Annotated in this window: 18 protein-coding genes; 7 read left to right on the top strand and 11 right to left on the bottom strand. The window is 45.3% G+C overall.

Annotation, left to right across the window (positions count from 1 at the left end):
* Positions 1 to 180: 180 nt before the first annotated feature.
* Positions 181 to 1,317, bottom strand: coding sequence for a SpoIIE family protein phosphatase (locus ACFQ0C_RS31915; RefSeq protein ID WP_258217901.1), 1,137 nt, complete (start codon positions 1,315 to 1,317; stop codon positions 181 to 183).
* A 314-nt stretch (positions 1,318 to 1,631) separates the two neighbouring features.
* Between ACFQ0C_RS31915 and ACFQ0C_RS31910 the strand changes: the two genes are divergently transcribed.
* Both ACFQ0C_RS31910 and ACFQ0C_RS31905 read left to right on the top strand, forming a co-directional pair.
* Positions 1,632 to 2,081, top strand: coding sequence for a YflT domain-containing protein (locus tag ACFQ0C_RS31910; RefSeq protein WP_379372942.1), 450 nt, complete (start codon positions 1,632 to 1,634; stop codon positions 2,079 to 2,081).
* A 70-nt stretch (positions 2,082 to 2,151) separates the two neighbouring features.
* The gene (locus tag ACFQ0C_RS31905; RefSeq protein ID WP_258217903.1) at positions 2,152 to 2,316 is read left to right on the top strand and encodes a DUF1328 domain-containing protein; all 165 of its coding nucleotides are present in this window, start codon (positions 2,152 to 2,154) and stop codon (positions 2,314 to 2,316) included.
* Between the two features lie 113 nt (positions 2,317 to 2,429).
* Here ACFQ0C_RS31905 and dgoD read toward each other — a convergent pair whose 3' ends face one another.
* The 3 genes from dgoD to ACFQ0C_RS31890 form a co-directional block, all read right to left on the bottom strand.
* Positions 2,430 to 3,578: a galactonate dehydratase gene (gene dgoD / locus ACFQ0C_RS31900; RefSeq protein WP_258217942.1), complete on the bottom strand. Its 1,149-nt coding sequence runs from the start codon at positions 3,576 to 3,578 to the stop codon at positions 2,430 to 2,432.
* Complete coding sequence (locus ACFQ0C_RS31895; protein ID WP_379372940.1) at positions 3,575 to 4,261, bottom strand: FadR/GntR family transcriptional regulator; 687 nt, start codon at positions 4,259 to 4,261, stop codon at positions 3,575 to 3,577. Before ACFQ0C_RS31895 ends, dgoD begins: the two co-directional genes overlap by 4 nt.
* 269 nt (positions 4,262 to 4,530) lie before the next feature.
* A complete protein-coding gene (locus ACFQ0C_RS31890; protein ID WP_379372938.1) occupies positions 4,531 to 5,304 on the bottom strand; it encodes an SDR family NAD(P)-dependent oxidoreductase in 774 nt (257 codons plus the stop codon).
* 208 nt (positions 5,305 to 5,512) lie between these two features.
* On the opposite strand from ACFQ0C_RS31890, the gene ACFQ0C_RS31885 reads away from it, so the two are divergent.
* Both ACFQ0C_RS31885 and ACFQ0C_RS31880 read left to right on the top strand, forming a co-directional pair.
* Positions 5,513 to 6,232 (top strand): response regulator transcription factor, encoded by a 720-nt coding sequence (locus tag ACFQ0C_RS31885; RefSeq protein WP_379372936.1) that lies wholly within the window; start codon positions 5,513 to 5,515, stop codon positions 6,230 to 6,232.
* Entirely contained in the window at positions 6,229 to 7,617 is a 1,389-nt protein-coding gene (locus ACFQ0C_RS31880) for a sensor histidine kinase (protein ID WP_379372934.1), read from the top strand. The genes ACFQ0C_RS31885 and ACFQ0C_RS31880 overlap by 4 nt, the downstream gene beginning before the upstream one ends.
* 234 nt (positions 7,618 to 7,851) lie before the next feature.
* On the opposite strand, the gene ACFQ0C_RS31875 is transcribed toward ACFQ0C_RS31880, so the two are convergent.
* The 3 genes from ACFQ0C_RS31875 to ACFQ0C_RS31865 form a co-directional block, all read right to left on the bottom strand.
* Positions 7,852 to 8,337 (bottom strand): C40 family peptidase, encoded by a 486-nt coding sequence (locus ACFQ0C_RS31875; RefSeq protein WP_379372932.1) that lies wholly within the window; start codon positions 8,335 to 8,337, stop codon positions 7,852 to 7,854.
* A 231-nt stretch (positions 8,338 to 8,568) separates the two neighbouring features.
* Positions 8,569 to 9,000, bottom strand: coding sequence for a chemotaxis protein CheW (locus tag ACFQ0C_RS31870; protein ID WP_379372930.1), 432 nt, complete (start codon positions 8,998 to 9,000; stop codon positions 8,569 to 8,571).
* 40 nt (positions 9,001 to 9,040) lie between these two features.
* Positions 9,041 to 9,607, bottom strand: coding sequence for an HD-GYP domain-containing protein (locus ACFQ0C_RS31865; RefSeq protein ID WP_379372928.1), 567 nt, complete (start codon positions 9,605 to 9,607; stop codon positions 9,041 to 9,043).
* A 132-nt stretch (positions 9,608 to 9,739) separates the two neighbouring features.
* On the opposite strand from ACFQ0C_RS31865, the gene ACFQ0C_RS31860 reads away from it, so the two are divergent.
* A complete protein-coding gene (locus ACFQ0C_RS31860) occupies positions 9,740 to 10,693 on the top strand; it encodes a tyrosine-type recombinase/integrase (RefSeq protein WP_379372926.1) in 954 nt (317 codons plus the stop codon).
* Between the two features lie 261 nt (positions 10,694 to 10,954).
* Here ACFQ0C_RS31860 and ACFQ0C_RS31855 read toward each other — a convergent pair whose 3' ends face one another.
* The 3 genes from ACFQ0C_RS31855 to ACFQ0C_RS31845 form a co-directional block, all read right to left on the bottom strand.
* A complete protein-coding gene (locus tag ACFQ0C_RS31855; protein WP_379372924.1) occupies positions 10,955 to 12,040 on the bottom strand; it encodes a DUF3048 domain-containing protein in 1,086 nt (361 codons plus the stop codon).
* Between the two features lie 246 nt (positions 12,041 to 12,286).
* Positions 12,287 to 12,508 carry a DUF2905 domain-containing protein gene (locus ACFQ0C_RS31850; RefSeq protein WP_379372922.1) on the bottom strand — a complete coding sequence of 74 codons (222 nt, stop codon included), beginning with the start codon at positions 12,506 to 12,508 and terminating at the stop codon, positions 12,287 to 12,289.
* Positions 12,509 to 12,688: 180 nt separating this feature from the next.
* Entirely contained in the window at positions 12,689 to 13,546 is an 858-nt protein-coding gene (locus tag ACFQ0C_RS31845) for a sugar phosphate isomerase/epimerase family protein (RefSeq protein WP_379372920.1), read from the bottom strand.
* A 171-nt stretch (positions 13,547 to 13,717) separates the two neighbouring features.
* Between ACFQ0C_RS31845 and ACFQ0C_RS31840 the strand changes: the two genes are divergently transcribed.
* Together ACFQ0C_RS31840 and ACFQ0C_RS31835 are read left to right on the top strand one after the other, a co-directional pair.
* A complete protein-coding gene (locus ACFQ0C_RS31840) occupies positions 13,718 to 14,488 on the top strand; it encodes a DODA-type extradiol aromatic ring-opening family dioxygenase (RefSeq protein ID WP_379372918.1) in 771 nt (256 codons plus the stop codon).
* A 42-nt stretch (positions 14,489 to 14,530) separates the two neighbouring features.
* Positions 14,531 to 15,757 carry an MFS transporter gene (locus ACFQ0C_RS31835; protein WP_379372916.1) on the top strand — a complete coding sequence of 409 codons (1,227 nt, stop codon included), beginning with the start codon at positions 14,531 to 14,533 and terminating at the stop codon, positions 15,755 to 15,757.
* Between the two features lie 51 nt (positions 15,758 to 15,808).
* On the opposite strand, the gene ACFQ0C_RS31830 is transcribed toward ACFQ0C_RS31835, so the two are convergent.
* Positions 15,809 to 16,612, bottom strand: coding sequence for an aminoglycoside adenylyltransferase domain-containing protein (locus ACFQ0C_RS31830; RefSeq protein WP_379372914.1), 804 nt, complete (start codon positions 16,610 to 16,612; stop codon positions 15,809 to 15,811).
* Positions 16,613 to 17,186: the final 574 nt, after the last annotated feature.

Here is a 17,186-nt window from a genome sequence, read left to right as displayed (position 1 = left end):
TGGTTCTTTGGGCTATGTTTCACCGGATCAATACGAGGCCATGTATTACAAAAAGGTTGTGTGATATCTCTTATTTGAGTGTCTACTTTCTTGACAGAGATCCATACTTTGTACTCCTGGAATGGAAATGAAGCAGGCATTCCAAATAAGACACCATGCTGCTGCATATCCTTACTCCCACTAATGAGCGCGCAGCATAACCATGCAAATATCATCTTCCTGCTGATCACGAATTTCAGCCGGCAGCAGAACATTCATAATATCAACGAGTTCCCGAGGCTCACAAGCTTCAATAGATTTGACCAGCGTCTCCACCTCATCCTCGTCTTCCTTTTCTATAGCTTCCAGAAGTCCATCCGTGTATAGAAATAGCCGCATGTCATTCTCATAGGACAGCACGCCCTTTACAATATCCATCTGCTCAAAGAACCCAACCGCACAGCTTCCTTGGTCCAACAGGATAGTAGGCTTGTTCGCTTCCATCAAAATGCCTGGAGGGTGGCCCGCATTAACATACTCGATTGTTTGGTGATGAGTATCAATAACCAAATAAATGGCGGTAAAGTAATAGCTCACGGACGCATTTCGATTCAACTGATTCATGTAACGGTTCAATTCCGCTATAACCGTTTCCGGTTGAACGAATCGGGTAATGGTATCTTGCATTACAGATGAAATAAACATGCAAACCAACGAGGAGGAAATCCCGTGCCCCATCATATCGAGCAAAATAATCCCATGCCGATTCGAGTCAATCGGATACCAAGAGTATAAATCTCCGGCAAGCTCGAAGGACGGATGATAGGATGCGCTTATATCCAATCTTTCTTTACGGAGCGGTTGGCTTAATACGCTGCTCTGCACTTGTTTGGCCAAATCCAGTTCACTGCGGATACGCGCTTCATTCTCCTTATGCCAATCCTTCTCATACTTTAATCGCAGAGCTACACGAATCCGCGCAATTAATTCCACCTTATTGATCGGCTTCATTACATAATCAACGGCACCCGCTTCCATAGCGTCAGCCAGCAGATTCGAATCCCCCATAGCGGTCACAATAATGATAGGAATATCGCGCAGTGCCTCATCCTCCTGTATAGAACGGCAGGCTTGAAGACCGTCCATCACAGGCATCATCATATCGAGCAGGATTAAATCCACCGGCACCTCAGGCCCTTCTCCAGTCCCAACCTTCAGCAGCTCCAGCAGTTCAATAGCAGAGGGCAATTTAATACAATGCTTATATCCGGCGCTTTTCACTATTTTCTCTATTACCATCAAATTTACAGGATTGTCATCAACTATTACGATATTCATTACATGACTCCTAACTTTCGTGGCTTCTACTTTTCATTACATTATAGCGCTATCTATAACAATTATGTACCCGCCAATCCGGCCTTCTGAATCAACAAATAGAATGGTTCATGATTTTCCCAGATGGTTAATAGAGGACATGCCGGTCACAACCGAATCTATCCATATTAAAAGCCAGTCGACTGCAGTACTTACATGGAATTTTTCGGGCCGCTTAGTCGCTTAGTACTTCGTTCAGAAAAATCGCTAAGGCAAAGCTCAGCCGTGCTTACGGTGCTAGTGTCGCCTGGCGCAACTCAAAGGAGGAACAACCTATGGACAACAAAGCCAAGTTGGTATCTTATGAGGAGCAAGCTATTCAGGAAATTCGCAGTTTTCAAAGGGAAGGCTACACACTGGACGAAATTTACGTATTAGCGCATGATGATGAAACAACAGAAGGATTAACTAAACTGATGAGCACCAACACAGTTGGAGTCATGGAGGAGGGCATTGGAGATGCCTTTGCCAATCTGTTTCGCTCCAGAGGCGATCAATTGCGTTCCAAGATGCAGTCGTTAGGATTGTCCAAAGCGCAAGCCGATCATTTCGAGAAAGAGCTGGATAAAGGGAAAATACTTGTTATGGTGTGGAACGACAATCTGGATAATGACGACATGTATGCTCACCGCAGAAACAGCGGGATCCGAGATGAGGTTGTCGTTCCTAAGGACGGAGTCTACGTAACGAACCGATCAGGTCCCGGTCGAAACAATGTATGGTAATTTTTAAGCAGCAGTAATAGCTGTAATCCGCAAAGGCACTGGAAAAACATTATCCAGGAGGTGTGTTAGCATGTTAAAATGGGCTCTTATCTTTTTAGTCGTTGCTATAGTCGCCGGTGTATTTGGATTTCTGGGAATCGCCTCAGCGGCTGCAGGCATAGCCAAAGTACTATTCGTTGTGTTCCTGATCTTATTTATTCTGACCTTAGTGATGGGTCGAAGGCCTTCAGCCTAACCTATCTTATTCCGAAAAAGCCACTCTCGGCAGAGAGCGGCTTTTTGCTGTATGCATATCAGAATTAAGGATTAGTTCTACTATCAAAATTATATTCGTATTACTCGTTAAATTTACCACTCCGTAACTGTGCCGTCTTCAGTGCGCCACACTGGATTACGCCACTGATGGCCTATTGCGGCCATTTCACGAACCTTAGCTTCATTAATCTCGATGCCAAGACCAGGCTTGGTCATTCGTTTCACGAAACCATCCTTATAATCGAACACCGAAGGGTCGACCAAATAATCAAGCAGATCGGAGCCTTGGTTGTAATGAATGCCCAAGCTCTGTTCTTGAATAAACGCATTCGGCGTGCAGAAGTCAAGCTGCAGCGATGAAGCCAACGCGATAGGCCCAAGCGGGCAGTGAGGCGCAACTGCAACATCGAAGGCTTCCGCCATTGCCGCAATCTTGCGCACTTCCCAAATTCCACCGGCATGACTTAAATCCGGTTGAATAATGTCGACTCCCCCTTGCGTAAGAAGCCGTTTGAAATCCCACCGCGTATACATCCTCTCGCCTGTAGCAATCGGAACGCTGGACCCTCTTGTGATTTCGAGCAGCGCTTCGTTGTTCTCCGATAGAACCGGCTCCTCGATGAACATTGGCTTGTACTGCTCCATCTCCTTGATCAGTACCTTAGCCATCGTCTTGTGGACGCGGCCATGGAAGTCCACGCCAATTCCGTTGCCGGGACCAATTGCTTCGCGCACAGCAGCCAGGCGTTCAACCGCCTCCTGCACCTTAAGCGACGAATCGATCCACTCCATCTCGGCGGTGCCGTTCATCTTGATCGCGGTGTAGCCCTGCGCGATCTTTTCCTTCGCAGCCTCAGCCACATCCGATGGCTTATCCCCGCCAATCCAGGCGTAGACGCGCATCTTCTCCTTGCACGGGCCGCCAAGCAAATCATAGACGGGCACGCCCAGGCTCTTGCCCTTAATGTCCCACAGCGCCTGCTCGATACCGGAGATAGCGCTCGTCAAGATCGGCCCGCCGCGATAAAATCCGCCGCGGTACAGAACCTGCCATAAATCCTCGATGTGGCCAGGGTCTCTGCCGATCAGGAATTCGCTCATCTCTTCCACGGCTGTGCGCACCGTATCCGCTTTACCTTCAACAACCGGCTCTCCCCAACCGACGATACCGTCATCCGTCGTAATTTTGAGAAACAACCACCGCGGCGGCACTTTAAATAGCTCCATAGATTTTATTTTCATAATGAATCCTCTCCTTTGTGAAATTCGAACAGCATATCCTCCAAATGGCATTTCATAAGAGCACGCGCCTGAGTCGGATTCCGCTGAATAATGGCCTGTGCGATCAAGTAATGAAATGACGAGGCTTTCTCATGCATCCCCGGCCATTTCATGGATTTACGCCGACTATCCACCAGCAAGTCACTCATTCGGTCCAGCATGTGGAACATAATATCGTTGTGGGAAGCTTTCGCGATCAATTCATGAAAATGGATGTCCTCTTTCAAGAAATCCCGCTGCTTCTCAACCTTGCGTTTCATAGCCTCAGCAGTAGCCATGATCGCCTTCGCTTCTTCATCGGTAGCCTTCTCTGCAGCCATAGCGGCAAGCTCCGGCTCGATAATAAGCCTTGCTTCCGTCAATTGCAGCATGGTAGCCCTCTCCAGGAAATCGAGTCGGTCGGCCGGTGTATCAGTCAAATCATTGTCTACGTAGGTGCCTCGCCCTTGCTCGATTCGCAAAATTTTCTGCTTCCCGAGTATACGAACGGCCTCTCGCACAGAGGATATGCCAACGCCCAGCTCAGCCGATAGCTGCTCCAATGGCGGAAGCTGCTCCCCCTGCTTCCAGTGTCCGGCTTTAATATTACTTTTGATACGGTCGTATACGGTTTCGTAAGTTAATTTCTTCGATATGATAACCACCTGCAGACTTTATAAATAACAAACATTCATATGATGTATTTATAATATATAACAAGTCATATGATGTTTCAATAGAAATATTTACTCTTCTAATATTGCTGGGGAGAGATATTTTCATTCATCTGCTGTTAAACAGCCCGCGAATAACAGAAAAAACCTGCTTTCGCTAGAAACGAAACCTTTTGCAAGGCAGATTCTATCGAAAACAGGTATTGGTTTTCATTGCTTATGAAAAACCGGAGTCTTGCATTATCCTCTGATCCATCTGACTACTGCATAATAATGCTTTGATGCCCCGCCAAAAATCCCCCGTCGACCGGTATGCACGTACCTGTAATATAGGACGCCTCCGGGGATGCGAGGAAACAGACAGCTTCCGCTACCTCACCAGTCCCACCGAAACGTCCCATAGGAGTTTTTCCTAGCACCGCGTCTCGAAATGACTCTTTTTTGAAGTTGCCCGCTGTTAAATCGGTTTCAATGTAGCCCGGGCTTACTGAGTTGACCCGTACCCCATATTTGGCCCATTCCACAGCCAGTACCTTGCTGTACTGCATCAGGCCTCCCTTGGAAGCAGCATACGCGCTTTGATTCGGAGTTCCAATATGCGAAAGCATGGAAGTAATCGTTACTATTGAACCGCTTCCTTGCTCTATCATCCTTTTCCCAACCTCTTGGCAGCTCATAAATCCGCCCTTAAGGTTTACTCCGACTACCTCGTCCCAATCCTCTACTGCATATTGCTCCGCTGGTACACGCTTGTTAATGCCGGCGCAATAAACGAAGCTGTCGATACGTCCGTACAGCTCATTCGCCTGCTTCACAAAGTGCTGAATACTTCCCTGATCCTGAACATCCAGCATCAGCCCATGTGCCTCGCCGCCATTCTGCCGCAAGTGTTCAGCTGTTCCCAAATATTGCTCTTGCGTCCGGCTGCCTATGATAACCTTGCATCCATAGCCTGATAATTTCTCCGCGATGGCTCTCCCGATTCCTCTTCCGCCTCCGGCGATGACCGCTACTTGGTTATGCAATCCACGCATCTACAATCCCCCATTTCAACTTTTCAACAGGTAACTCTCCACTATCAAGTCTTACGTTATGTATCTCTACATACATCTTATCAATGCCTCCGCTGGAGTACAATTACACCCTGGAAAAATTGTGAAAACTATTTTGTACGCATTCCCTCTCATATTTACAACTTTCAAACACATACTACATTTATGCAAAGAAACGGTGAGGGATATCATGAAGCCAACCATATTAATTATTGAAGATGAGGATAAAATAGCGAGGGTGCTGCAGCTGGAATTAGAACATGAAGGCTACTCCCCTCAGCATGCCAAAGATGGCCGCGAAGGCTTGGATATGGCACTGGCCCAGAGCTGGGACATGATCCTGCTGGATATCATGCTGCCTGAGCTGAACGGTATGGAGGTACTGCGCCGAATGAGGCAGAGCGGCTGCCATACTCCTGTTATTTTACTGACGGCCAGAGACACCATACCCGACCGGGTGAGCGGGCTTGACCAAGGCGCGAATGACTATATAACGAAGCCTTTTGCCATTGAAGAGCTGTTGGCACGTATTCGCAACCTGCTCCGAATGACAGCTAACCAGCCGCATGCCGAAGGCGGAGCTTCCTTCCACAACGAAGATGAGCTCCGTATCGATGGCTTGACTATGAATATACGAACCCGTCAGGTTATCCGGGAAGATCAGCTCATCGAGCTTACCCCGAAGGAATTTGATCTTCTGAGCTATTTGGTAACTCATACGGGTGAGGTGCTTTCCCGCGAGCAAATTTTATCCGATGTATGGGGATATGGCTTTATCGGTGATACCAATGTTGTAGATGTATATATCCGCTACTTACGGCAGAAGGTAGATCAAGGGTTCACCTGCAAACTTATTCATACGCTACGGGGCGTCGGCTATTTGGTCAAAGAATGTGATACGGCTACATGAGGATTCGAATCAAAATCACACTGCTGATCGCAGCTTCCTTGCTGCTGGTCATGCTGCTGTTCAATATTGTTACGTACTTTACGGTTGTGCGTATCACAACGAAAAGCCAGATCCAGCTTCTGTGGAATGCGATCACACCATTGATGTCTCAAACCGAGCTCTACAATCCAGCACGCTGGACCCGTACCTCATGGCTCAAGCCCTTCCTGATGCCACAAGCCCTGATCCGTATTATTGATAAGGATTCTGTTATACAAACACAAATAGCTACAAATGATCAGCTCAAGGAGATTTCGGCCGAGTTCAGCATTCGCAGCTTTTCCAGAACACTCAAAACACCCGAAGCACTGATCGTCTACATTCAGACCCCTATTATTGATGATAAAAATGAAACTCTCGGGGCTGTGCAAATCATACGCAGGCTGGATACTTTGGAAGAATATTTGGACGTGCTGATCAATGTGCTCATGCTGACCACCATGGGGTCTGTTATATTCGCGCTGGCCTGTGGAATGTATTACGCCAAAATCATTCTTCGGCCTATCCACCAGCTTGCTTTTGTTATGGAGTCGAATCAACGAAACGGGGTCTTCAAAAAGCTGGAGCTCCCCCCTTCCAAACACCAAGACGAGCTGGGGCAGCTGATACATACCTTTAATTCTATGATCGGGAAAATGGAGCATAACTTCAATCTGCAAAAGCAATTTCTGGCTGATGCCTCTCATGAGCTAAAAACTCCGCTGACTATCATAGAAAGCTATGCCGATCTTTTGAGACGTTGGGGTGGCAGCAATACAGAGGTGCGAACGGAAGCCGTTGAAGCCATTCACTCCGAAGCCGCGAGGCTGCGCAAGCTCACCCATGAACTGCTTACAGTCGCTAATACCGAATCAGGAGAGCATATGCAGTGGGAAGCCTTTAATCTCTCCGAGCTAGTGAGCACAACGGCAGCTACCCTGCAGCAAGCCTTCCACCGCGAGCTTCGCTGCCAGTTGGATACCGCGCTTGATAGCGTAACCATGAGCGGAAGCCCAGGGCAGATCAAGCAGCTGCTGATCATCCTGCTTGATAACGCCATCAAGTACAGCCAGGACGCTGTACTTGTGACGCTGCAGCCGGATCCGCGCGATGCGCAGATCGCCATGCTGCAGGTAACCGACCGCGGCATCGGCATCGAGCCCGCGGACATCCCGCGCCTGTTCGACCGGTTTTACCGGGTCGATAGGGCTCGCAGCCGCTCCACAGGTGGGAGCGGACTCGGACTCTCGATCGCGCATAACATTGTGCGGCTGCACAAGGGTACGATCGTGATCGACAGCAAGCCCGGCAAGGGCACGCGTGTCACCGTGAAGCTGCCACTGAACGCATCGCCTCCTTGCCGCTAAGCCAAGGAGGCGATGATTTGATTCAGGGTATTTTTTGGCCCATAACTCGCCCAACTGCCAAAGATACCGACTTTCTCAAGGATGTAATTGCATATAATTTCCTTGCAACAAAAAGAACACGTTTGGCGTCATTACTTATGACACCAAACGTGCTCCTTCTTCTTACAGACTCTCCCTGTCGATAGGGGCCCGCGATGTATGAAGTATTTTGAACGGAGTTTTTAATTGCGAGAACTACAAAACGCGGCGAGCTGTTTTATACTTCGATTTCCAGAAGCTGCTGTTCATATTAGAAATTTTTACGCCTCCGGCTCCATAGGTATGAAGAATATTACCGTTTCCGATATAGATACCCACGTGATGGATCGGAGAATAAAAGAATACCAAGTCCCCAGGCATCAAATTACTTTTTGCAACATAGGTACCCACATGAGATTGTGCTTGTGAGGTACGTGGCAGATGAACGCCGTATTTAGCATATACGTACTGAGTAAAAGAAGAACAATCGAAATTACGAGTCTGCCCGGACGTCGCTCCAAACTTATAAGGTACGCCCATATAGCGCTTACCTGTTGCGATAACACCGCTAGCCTTGGATGAGCTGTATGCGTAAGCCGTATTCGACGGAAGCGTAACTATTGTTCCAGAAAGCATAACAGAAAGACCTACAGTGGCAACCATCAGTGTCTTACCCAACTGTTGTTTTTTCAGAAGTTTCATAAATTCATTCTCTCCTTATCAACAATAGATTGGAGTACAGGATGCTTGTCCCTGTCTCGATTTCGAGTATACCACGTAAAAAAAAGCCAACATGTACCAAGGGTCTCGCAAACCCTCATTACATCCGGCTTTCATTCCGTTTATTAGAATCAAATAAGAATTTTTTAATCTTGGCGCTCTTGACAGAGCTGCTTCTTCAAGCTTTTCGACTAGCCATCTACAAAAGTTATCCTAAAACCGAAGAAGCACCTCGTCCATATTAATAATTCCCACCTGCTTACCGTCACATTGACTGATTCCCGAAAAGAAAGAACCGTTAACCATTCTCATATCTTTTAAAGGGGCGGCTTGAATCGTATCATACGTTGATATTTTATTGACTTGATCTACAACAATACCTGCGTAGCCTCGATCACACCTCACTACTATAACCCTTGTAGCTTTCGTATACTCCGCTTCCGGTAAATCAAATAATCGCCTCAGGCTTATTAGCTTAACCTCTTTGCTGCGCAGATAGAGCACATGATTTAGATAAGGATCGGGCGTTTCCGCTTCCTCCAATGCTTCCATCTTAATAATCTTATAAACATCTCTAGTTTTTACTGCAAAATAACCCTTATCCAACACAATTTCGATGTACTGCTCTTGTACACATATACTCATATGATCACATCCGAGTTTAAAATTGCAGCTGTCGATTCATTTATTCATTCAGATTCAACTGCTGGATAAAAATATGCACGTATTGCTTGTCAAATTGCGTCCCTGCATTTAACACCAGTTGGTCTATTGCTTCATTCACGGTTAATCCTCTATGATAGGTTCGCCTCGAAATCATACAGTCGAAAGCGTCAATAATAGAGCATATCCGCGCAAAAACAGGAATATCCTGTCCCTTTAATCCAGCGCAATATCCATCCCCACTCCATCTTTCATGATGAAATTCGACCACGTCGATGATTTCTTGATCTATAAAAGCATACTCTTTCAGCATGTCGGCCCCCACGGTTGGGTGTAGCCTCATCAAATCCCATTCATGCGGCGCCAATCCTGAAGGTTTATTCAATATTTCCATAGGAATCCGCAATTTTCCGATATCGTGCAAGTAACAACCGTTTACCAGCTGATAGGTTTGCTTAGTGTCCAATTTCAACCCATGGGCCATAACCTTAGCCATTGACGCTACTCTTACACTGTGATCATAAGTTTCGCTGTCCCTTTCCAATAATTGATTCATCTCGTTGTGCATCAAAACTAACTGCATTTGCATTCGCCGGTCTGCACCACCTTCCAAAAAAATACACATCACGTATACATTTGCATGTTAATACAGATTTCGTACCTGTTCCATCATGTCGTACAATAACTGTTGTACGACACAATATTGCAGAGGAGGCAACTTATGTTGAAGCAAGAACCCTTAACTACTCAGATCTCTATTTACAACAACAACCACGAATCCTACACAGATGATCAAATAATCGAAATGTTTCTGGCCGTATGTAACCGCTCTAAATATACGATACGGAATTACAAATTGGCGATAGAACGCTTCCGGCAGTTTATTTCCTACAAAGCTTTATCCGAGGTAACCTGGAAAGAAATTGAAGTATATAAAATTGGTTTAATAAAAGGATTTTGCAGCAAACAAAAAAAACCGATGTCATCAGCTACTGTTGCTAGCTTTATCGCTCCATTGCGTTCATTATACAAATGGGGAAGCGATCCCAATATAAAGCTGTTCCAAATTAATCCGACATCTTGCGTGAGCACTCCCCGAATAACGGTTAACAGCGGCAATCATTATTTAACCAAACAAGAGGTCGGACACCTGCTGGATCAGCTAAAAAAACAACGTTTTCGCGACTATCTCATCGGTTTAACCTTTGTTCTAATGGGGCTTCGCGTATCTGAACTCAGTTCAATGGAATGGGGACATTTTGCTACGGATGTAACTGAGACATCGGTCTGGTTAACGATAATGGATGGTAAAGGCGGCAAAAAACGTACGATTAAGGTACCGCAGCAATTATCGGAGTTATTTATGGAGTATGCGAAATCCAGGGATACAAGCTCGGAGGATCAACGGGTATTTTTATTGTCTTCGCGCCAAGTAGAACGTGTTATTCAAAAAGCGAGCAAGCAGTGCAATTTGGGAAAAAAATTCACTCCTCACTGGCTGCGGCATACAAATGCTACCTTAGCTTTGCTCTATGGAGCGTCTCTTCAACAGGTTCAGCAGAACTTGGGACACTCTCATATCAACACGACCCAACGTTATTTACATACGGTAGAGCAGTTGAAAAAAGCAGCTCCTGATTTTGTTCAAGATGGATTAAGCGAGTTTCTAAAGTGAAAATGCAACATTTTGGGACTGTTAAGAAAGTCGAAATATTCATAAATTTATTGATTTAATAGTTCTAGTGGACTATACTTTATTGAGTAAATAAGTAATATTTGGTCAAATCTTGGAATTTCCTCGCACAAAATGTCGTACAACAGTTATTGTACGACATTTTTTTATTTTCATTATTTTTATATAACATTTTCCATTATCACCAAAATATTGAATAAACTACACATTCACCTGAATGTTCAAAAGCACCAGTATGGACGGCTACCGGTTTTCAGATTGAATCGTCAGGTGCTCCTCAAAGGATGGCTTATTCGGCACGATCAAATAATGCGTTTTACCCGGGAATAAGCCTAACTCTTTCCCATTCTGATACAGATGGAATCGGTCAAACACATCATTTCTTCTCCATTCAACGGGCTGGGCGATGTTTCTTTGAAACAAATATCCTATGCCGCTCCCAACCATCTTGATATCTCTTCGCCCCTCATTATCTAACACAATATGCTCTGCGGCTAGAACGACAACATTCGATGCCGCTAACTGCTCATTATTACCCAAATCCAGATGTGGCGCATCATTAATAAACCGCTTATACAGCTTAAGCTCAGCATCGTATGTATAGGAAACTGCATAGCTCTTCAGCAAAAAGGTAACGCGCATACCTGAGGCAAGCATTCCTGGCCTGTCCGTATTCTCCGGTAAATAAGCAGGCATCGCTTGAACGGCACTATATTCGTTACGCAGGCCCAGCTTCTCCGTTCCCATTCTTATTTTCACAAGTCCTGTATACAAATTATGAGGTGCCTTACGAAATGCTTCCCGCCAGAAGAATCTTCCTGCATTAGTGATTTCATCAAGGTGATCGAGCTTCTGCTCATCCAGCTGAGTATAAGCGTCAGGACTACCGCCTGCATGGATAAGCACAGCATCGTAAATTTTTCCAAGATCTATATAATAGGGTCTAATACTGCGTACAGGCCCAATTGTAAAGTTTGCATCCGCGCTTTGATATAAGGCTGCTATCCGGGTGACTTCCCCTTCAGCCAGACTTTCATACAGCACATCAGCGTAGCTTAGGCCAGATTGTGGCCTTGCTGACGGATGGTTGTTCACCATCACTAACAAGGGACGACTCTCATTTCTTTGCTCTGAAAATAAACCTGTAAAAGGTGCCTTGTACAGCATTTCCCGTTCTTTAACTGCTGTTGAGGCTACGGGCGGAGTTGGGGCGGGAGCTGCGGGTGCCATTGCAGGAGATGTCTTAGCCGCTCCGTGCTCGAAGCTGCAAGATGTGATCAGAAAAGTTACCATTAACGTGGCAATGAGACCTGTCATTCTTGTAACCACCAACATTCCTCCTTTAGAGTTCCGTCTAAGCGAAGCTTTTCTCATAATGTCGATTGAAGGACTTTTTTGCATATAAGGAGTGTATGCACCTTGCTCTATATTATACTTCTTGTCTGGCCCTGTTTTACAGCTTAGCCGACTTCCGCAATTATGCGAAGGGTAGTGGAAGTGTATAGAAACCGGGGGATTACCTAACGGGGAGAGCTCTAGGAGTTACTTTTATCTAGATATAAACATATCAGGCTGTTACTTGGTGAACCAACGGATTATATACATAATTAGCGACAGCACCACACTAATAACAATGCAGGTCACTATCGGGAAATAAACTTTGAAGTTTCCTTTCTCAACCGCAATGTCTCCTGGCAGCCTTCCCAGGTTCAGAAACCTGCCTCCAACAGCCCACAGAACTCCTGCGACGATCATAACAATTCCGCCAATGATAAGCAGCTTAGCTACAGGATTCAATGCAATACCTCCTAATATAGTTGCCAGTTTCTTATTATTATAGTCGAAAGAGACTCGCTTGCAAAAACACTAAAGCCTGTGAAGGAGGTACTCAGCTTCTTATTTTCAGAGCATCGAAAAAAAATACCCGCTCCTTGTAGTTTGATAACCTACTGAGCGGGTATTTATTATTCGTATGATTTAGATGCTTGCCAAAAGAGCACGGGTTTCTTCGCCGTACTTTTGAAGCAGTTCCTTTGAACCATAAAGACCGCTGAAATCTTCAACGCCGAGGTAACCTTCGTAACCAACTGCTTTCAGATCAGTTAGCACTTGCTTCCAATTTACAACACCTTGGAAGTTAGGCTCCCAATAAGAAGTCCAGGCTTGAGAGCCGTCTTCACGAACTTCTGTTTTCTTCCAGCCTGTATTTTTGATGTGGACATGAGCCAGATAAGGCCCGAGAATTTCCAAGCCCATACGGAAATTTTCATATCCTTCATGCACCATGTTGCCCGGATCGAATAATACGCCGATATGCTTTGGATCAAATTGACTTACCAAACGGTAAGCGCCTGAAACACTTGCGGTAATCGTATTATGATGAGTTTCCACCAAGCACTTCACGCCATACTGCTTAGCTAGCGACTCTACGCCCTTCAGGTACTCAAGCTCAAGTGCATACAGCTCGTTAAAATGCTGCGTGCCATTGTATGCCGGTACGCCTACACGAATCGTCTCTGCACCCAGCTTTTGCGCTACTTGAAGTACACGTTCTGTACTTTTTAAATCACCTGGTTGCAAATAAGGGGTAACACTCACTGTTTTCAATCCGTTATCTTGAGCTGCATGAGCAAAGCGCTCCAGCTCAGCATCAGTTGCTGCAGGGTCAATGGAGCATAGATTTCTCCGCCAGAAGGATGGTTTTTCCTCCAAAGCATCTTGTGGTATGTCTTTAAAACGCCATTCAATACCATCAATACCTGCTTCTTTGGCTGCTACGGCAAGCTCTTCAGGTGTCAAATCCGGTGTAACTACAGTAAAAACAGATAATTTCATTAGAGTAACCTCCAGCTTGTATTGAACTTTTGCCACTATTGAAATTATAACAGGCAATTAAAAATATATCTATGTTAACGTGAACATTACAAATATTCTGAAATATCTGATTGTATTGAGCATCTCTTTGCGCATATGATAACTTTATATCAACCAATTGGAGGTGCTGTTATGTTCCCATCCTTTTTCATGGCTCATGGCGCACCGACACTCGTACTGGAGCACCATCCGTACACGCGTTTTCTGAGAATTCTCGGTGCACAGATACCCAAACCCGAAGGTGTTGTCATAGTGAGTGCCCATTGGGAGAGCCCTAGACAATTAATTTCAGGAGCATCCCAACTGGAGACACTCCATGATTTCTTCGGCTACCCGCAGGAGCTATACGATATAACCTATCCTGCCTCTGGAAACATTGTGCTCAGCCTTCATATCCAGCGACTCCTTGCGTCCGAAGGGGTTGCCTGCTCTATAGACGATTCACGCGGGCTGGACCATGGCGCTTGGGCACCCCTTTCACTGCTGCTTCCACGAGCAGACACGCCCATAGTAGCTCTTTCCGTGAACCCTCGCCTGGTGCCGGAAGAACAATATCGAATCGGTAAAGCACTTCTGCACTTAAGGCAGCAAGGCATTCTAATCATTGGTAGCGGAGGCACTGTGCACAATGCCGGCTTATTAAGTTGGGACTCCAAAGATGCAGAGGATTGGGCTATCGAATTCGATCAATGGATTGCGGAGCGAATTCATATTTGGGATTTGGAAGCTTTATTCGATTATGAGAACCGCGCGCCTTTTGCCGCCAAAGCCGTGCCAACCAAAGAACATCTTGCTCCGCTGTTTATTAGCATGGGGGCCGCTGATCGCATGAGAAAAGCTACTCTCCTCCATCAACAATATCAACTGGGCACATTAAGCTTAGGGTGCTGGATGTTCAGTTAAATCTCCTATTGAACGGAACCAATTATGAAATGAGGGAAAGCTTTGTTCAACAAGCTACAAGGAAACGCCAGAGGATGCATGCTGTATGAGCCGATGTTTCTATTGCCGTACAGCCTGTATTTGACCTATGCCTCGGTCTATATGCTGGAGCTTGGCGTAAGCGAAACGCAGATCGGTTTACTTACGTCCCTCGGACTTATGCTTCAAATATTCACTTCACTAATAAGCGGATATTTAACCGACCGGATGGGCCGTAAAAAAGCATTGATGATTTTTGATTTCGTGAGCTGGAGTACAGCGACTCTGCTGTGGGCTGTTTCCCAAAATATTTGGTTTTTCCTGGCGGCAGCCATCTTTAACAGCTTTCAAAAGGTTCCCAATACCGCTTGGTATTGTCTGCTTGTTGAAGTTACGAAGCCAGATGAACGCCCGCATATTTTTAATGTCCTTCAATTGATCAATATAATATGTGGATTATTTGCTCCTCTCGGCGGGCTTCTTGTCAGCCACTATGGTTTAGTCCCCGCGAATCGAATCATGTACTTGATTGCTTTTGTAAGTATGACATTGATGTTTATAGGTCGTAATTACGCCACCCATGAAACGGAAATGGGGATTCGCAAAAGTCAGGAGCAGGGTGCCTTTCAGCCCCGCGTTATCCTGAGCGATTATTGGCAAGTAGTGAAAATGGTTTTCGCCAACACACCGCTGCTGCTCTTATTCGGCATTTATATTCTGTATCAGTTTCAGCTTAATATGCGCAATACCTATCTTTCCATATACCTTGTGAAAGCGCTTCATTTTAGCGAAGCTTTTATAGCCTGGTTTCCTGCCGTCACCTCTGTGTCCATGCTGCTGTTAATCTTGTACGTGGTACCGCGAATTAAACCCGTCCATGTAAACCGGTATATGGTTATGGGGTTCCTTTTATCGGCCGCGGCTATGCTGCTGCAGATTGTGGCGCCTGTCGAAGGCACCTTTTGGATTGTCGGAAGCACCATTCTATTCGCTGTAGGCACTATTATTACATACCCTTATCTGGAAGCCTCCGTTGCCAATGTCATACAGGATGAAGAACGTGCCAAAGTGTTTTCCATTCTATCCGTCATGATTTTAATTTTCGTTTCCCCGTCTGGCGTTATTGGAGGCTGGTCATACGCTATTAACCCGCGGCTGCCATTTGTTTTGATTGTTATCTCGTTTGTTGCAAGTGCGCTGCTGATGGTTTGGTTTATGAAAAAACAAGCTACAACAGCCGCTGCTGAATAAAATAAAGGTTTCTAACCTGCCTGCTTTTCCATTTTCGCTATGTCCTATGAATCATTTATCTAAATGATATTGCTCCGTGCACACTTTCACCATGTATCTGATGAAGCTCTGTGTCCGTGCTGCGCGTTCAGCAATAGAAGGGAAATATCCGTTCTCACTCATCCCTTGACGAATTCGCATAGCTTCATAAATAAGGGCGTGCCATTCAAACGGGAGTGTCTGCATTAGATAGTGGCCACCTTGATCCTTGGTTACCACAGATTGGTGTTCGAGAGTGTAGGCAATCCTTCCTAACGTCAATACCGTATCATCTACCCAATTGTCCTGCAAAAACAACTCATAGTTATACGCTTTTTCCGTCCAGTACGTATGTAAATTATATTTCATCGCCTTCAGCAAATCTGGCCACCCGACATGAATATCCAGATCATTAACCTCGGGTCCCAAAAGTGTCAGACCATGCTTCTTTAAAATCCATAAAGCCGTATTGTCTATCTGTCCTTTCGTAAGCCCCCTGTTCTCGCCATAAAAATATTTCGGAAACTGCTCCCGCTCCAATGGAGCGGTTTTTCTTAGATGATCCAGTGTTGTATATTGGCCCTCCATAACGCTGTAATAGTCGTGTTTGCTTTTCAAATGTTCATGGAGGAGATCTATTCGACTAATTTCCTCCGATGTTAACGGTCCGGATACAACGGTAATAAAGTCAATGTCGCTTCTACCGGGAATAAACCCGCCCAGAGCTATTGAGCCCTGAAGGTAAACACCACAAACAACTTCCGGTATGTGCAAGGAAATCAGCTGTACATAGTCCTGTAATAGCGGGAGTATAACACTGGGAACTCGTCGTAGCATAACGGTCACCCTTCCTCTTTTCTCAAACAGATAGCTGCACTTGTTCCAATTCTATCATATAAGTAAAGCTTCTATTCGAGGCCCTTTCGAGGAGATACATTCGTGTCTTAGCGGTGGCTTTTCTTGCAATATTAGACTTGTTCAGCTCCGCTGAAAACTTATAAAGTCTTCTGATATTATAAGAAAAGCTTCTATTCGAAGCCCTCTCGAAGAAGATACATTCGTGTCTAAGTTGTAGCTTTTCTTGCAATATCAGAAAGGTGAACCTCCGGTTCAAACTTATACTAATATTATAAAAAAGGCTCAACCTCAAAATCAGTGCTTGATCCTCATTCGAACATCGGTCCTCAAAAAAACCTGCAAACATACAGTTATTTTCTAACAAATTTGCTGTTGAGGGAACATACCTGCAAAAATACATCAATTTTCATGGAAGACTCTTGGTTCCAGCTAAAAATGAAAAAATAACTGCACATTAAGTCAATTTCATAATTCAATTCTTTGAAAGTCAGACTGATCCCAAATCCATGGGCTCTTTTTTAAAAAATTATGCGACCTGCTTAGCTTCTTCCAT

It is taken from the genome of Paenibacillus sp. GCM10027630, assembly GCF_042676305.1.
Taxonomy (GTDB): Bacteria; Bacillota; Bacilli; order Paenibacillales; family NBRC-103111; genus Paenibacillus_S.
Note: the sequence above shows the minus strand (reverse complement) of the source record. Positions and strands in the feature narration are given on the sequence as shown.

What these genes read in the sequence shown, in the direction of transcription:
- ACFQ0C_RS31840 (WP_379372918.1), top strand. Translation starts at nt 13,718, where the DNA reads ATGTTCCCATCCTTTTTCATGGCTCATGGCGCACCGACACTCGTACTG.
- dgoD (WP_258217942.1), bottom strand. Translation starts at nt 3,578, where the DNA reads ATGAAAATAAAATCTATGGAGCTATTTAAAGTGCCGCCGCGGTGGTTG.
- ACFQ0C_RS31890 (WP_379372938.1), bottom strand. Translation starts at nt 5,304, where the DNA reads ATGCGTGGATTGCATAACCAAGTAGCGGTCATCGCCGGAGGCGGAAGA.
- ACFQ0C_RS31875 (WP_379372932.1), bottom strand. Translation starts at nt 8,337, where the DNA reads ATGAAACTTCTGAAAAAACAACAGTTGGGTAAGACACTGATGGTTGCC.
- ACFQ0C_RS31885 (WP_379372936.1), top strand. Translation starts at nt 5,513, where the DNA reads ATGAAGCCAACCATATTAATTATTGAAGATGAGGATAAAATAGCGAGG.
- ACFQ0C_RS31830 (WP_379372914.1), bottom strand. Translation starts at nt 16,612, where the DNA reads ATGCTACGACGAGTTCCCAGTGTTATACTCCCGCTATTACAGGACTAT.
- ACFQ0C_RS31870 (WP_379372930.1), bottom strand. Translation starts at nt 9,000, where the DNA reads ATGAGTATATGTGTACAAGAGCAGTACATCGAAATTGTGTTGGATAAG.
- ACFQ0C_RS31880 (WP_379372934.1), top strand. Translation starts at nt 6,229, where the DNA reads ATGAGGATTCGAATCAAAATCACACTGCTGATCGCAGCTTCCTTGCTG.
- ACFQ0C_RS31845 (WP_379372920.1), bottom strand. Translation starts at nt 13,546, where the DNA reads ATGAAATTATCTGTTTTTACTGTAGTTACACCGGATTTGACACCTGAA.
- ACFQ0C_RS31865 (WP_379372928.1), bottom strand. Translation starts at nt 9,607, where the DNA reads ATGCAAATGCAGTTAGTTTTGATGCACAACGAGATGAATCAATTATTG.
- ACFQ0C_RS31910 (WP_379372942.1), top strand. Translation starts at nt 1,632, where the DNA reads ATGGACAACAAAGCCAAGTTGGTATCTTATGAGGAGCAAGCTATTCAG.
- ACFQ0C_RS31905 (WP_258217903.1), top strand. Translation starts at nt 2,152, where the DNA reads ATGTTAAAATGGGCTCTTATCTTTTTAGTCGTTGCTATAGTCGCCGGT.
- ACFQ0C_RS31915 (WP_258217901.1), bottom strand. Translation starts at nt 1,317, where the DNA reads ATGAATATCGTAATAGTTGATGACAATCCTGTAAATTTGATGGTAATA.
- ACFQ0C_RS31860 (WP_379372926.1), top strand. Translation starts at nt 9,740, where the DNA reads ATGTTGAAGCAAGAACCCTTAACTACTCAGATCTCTATTTACAACAAC.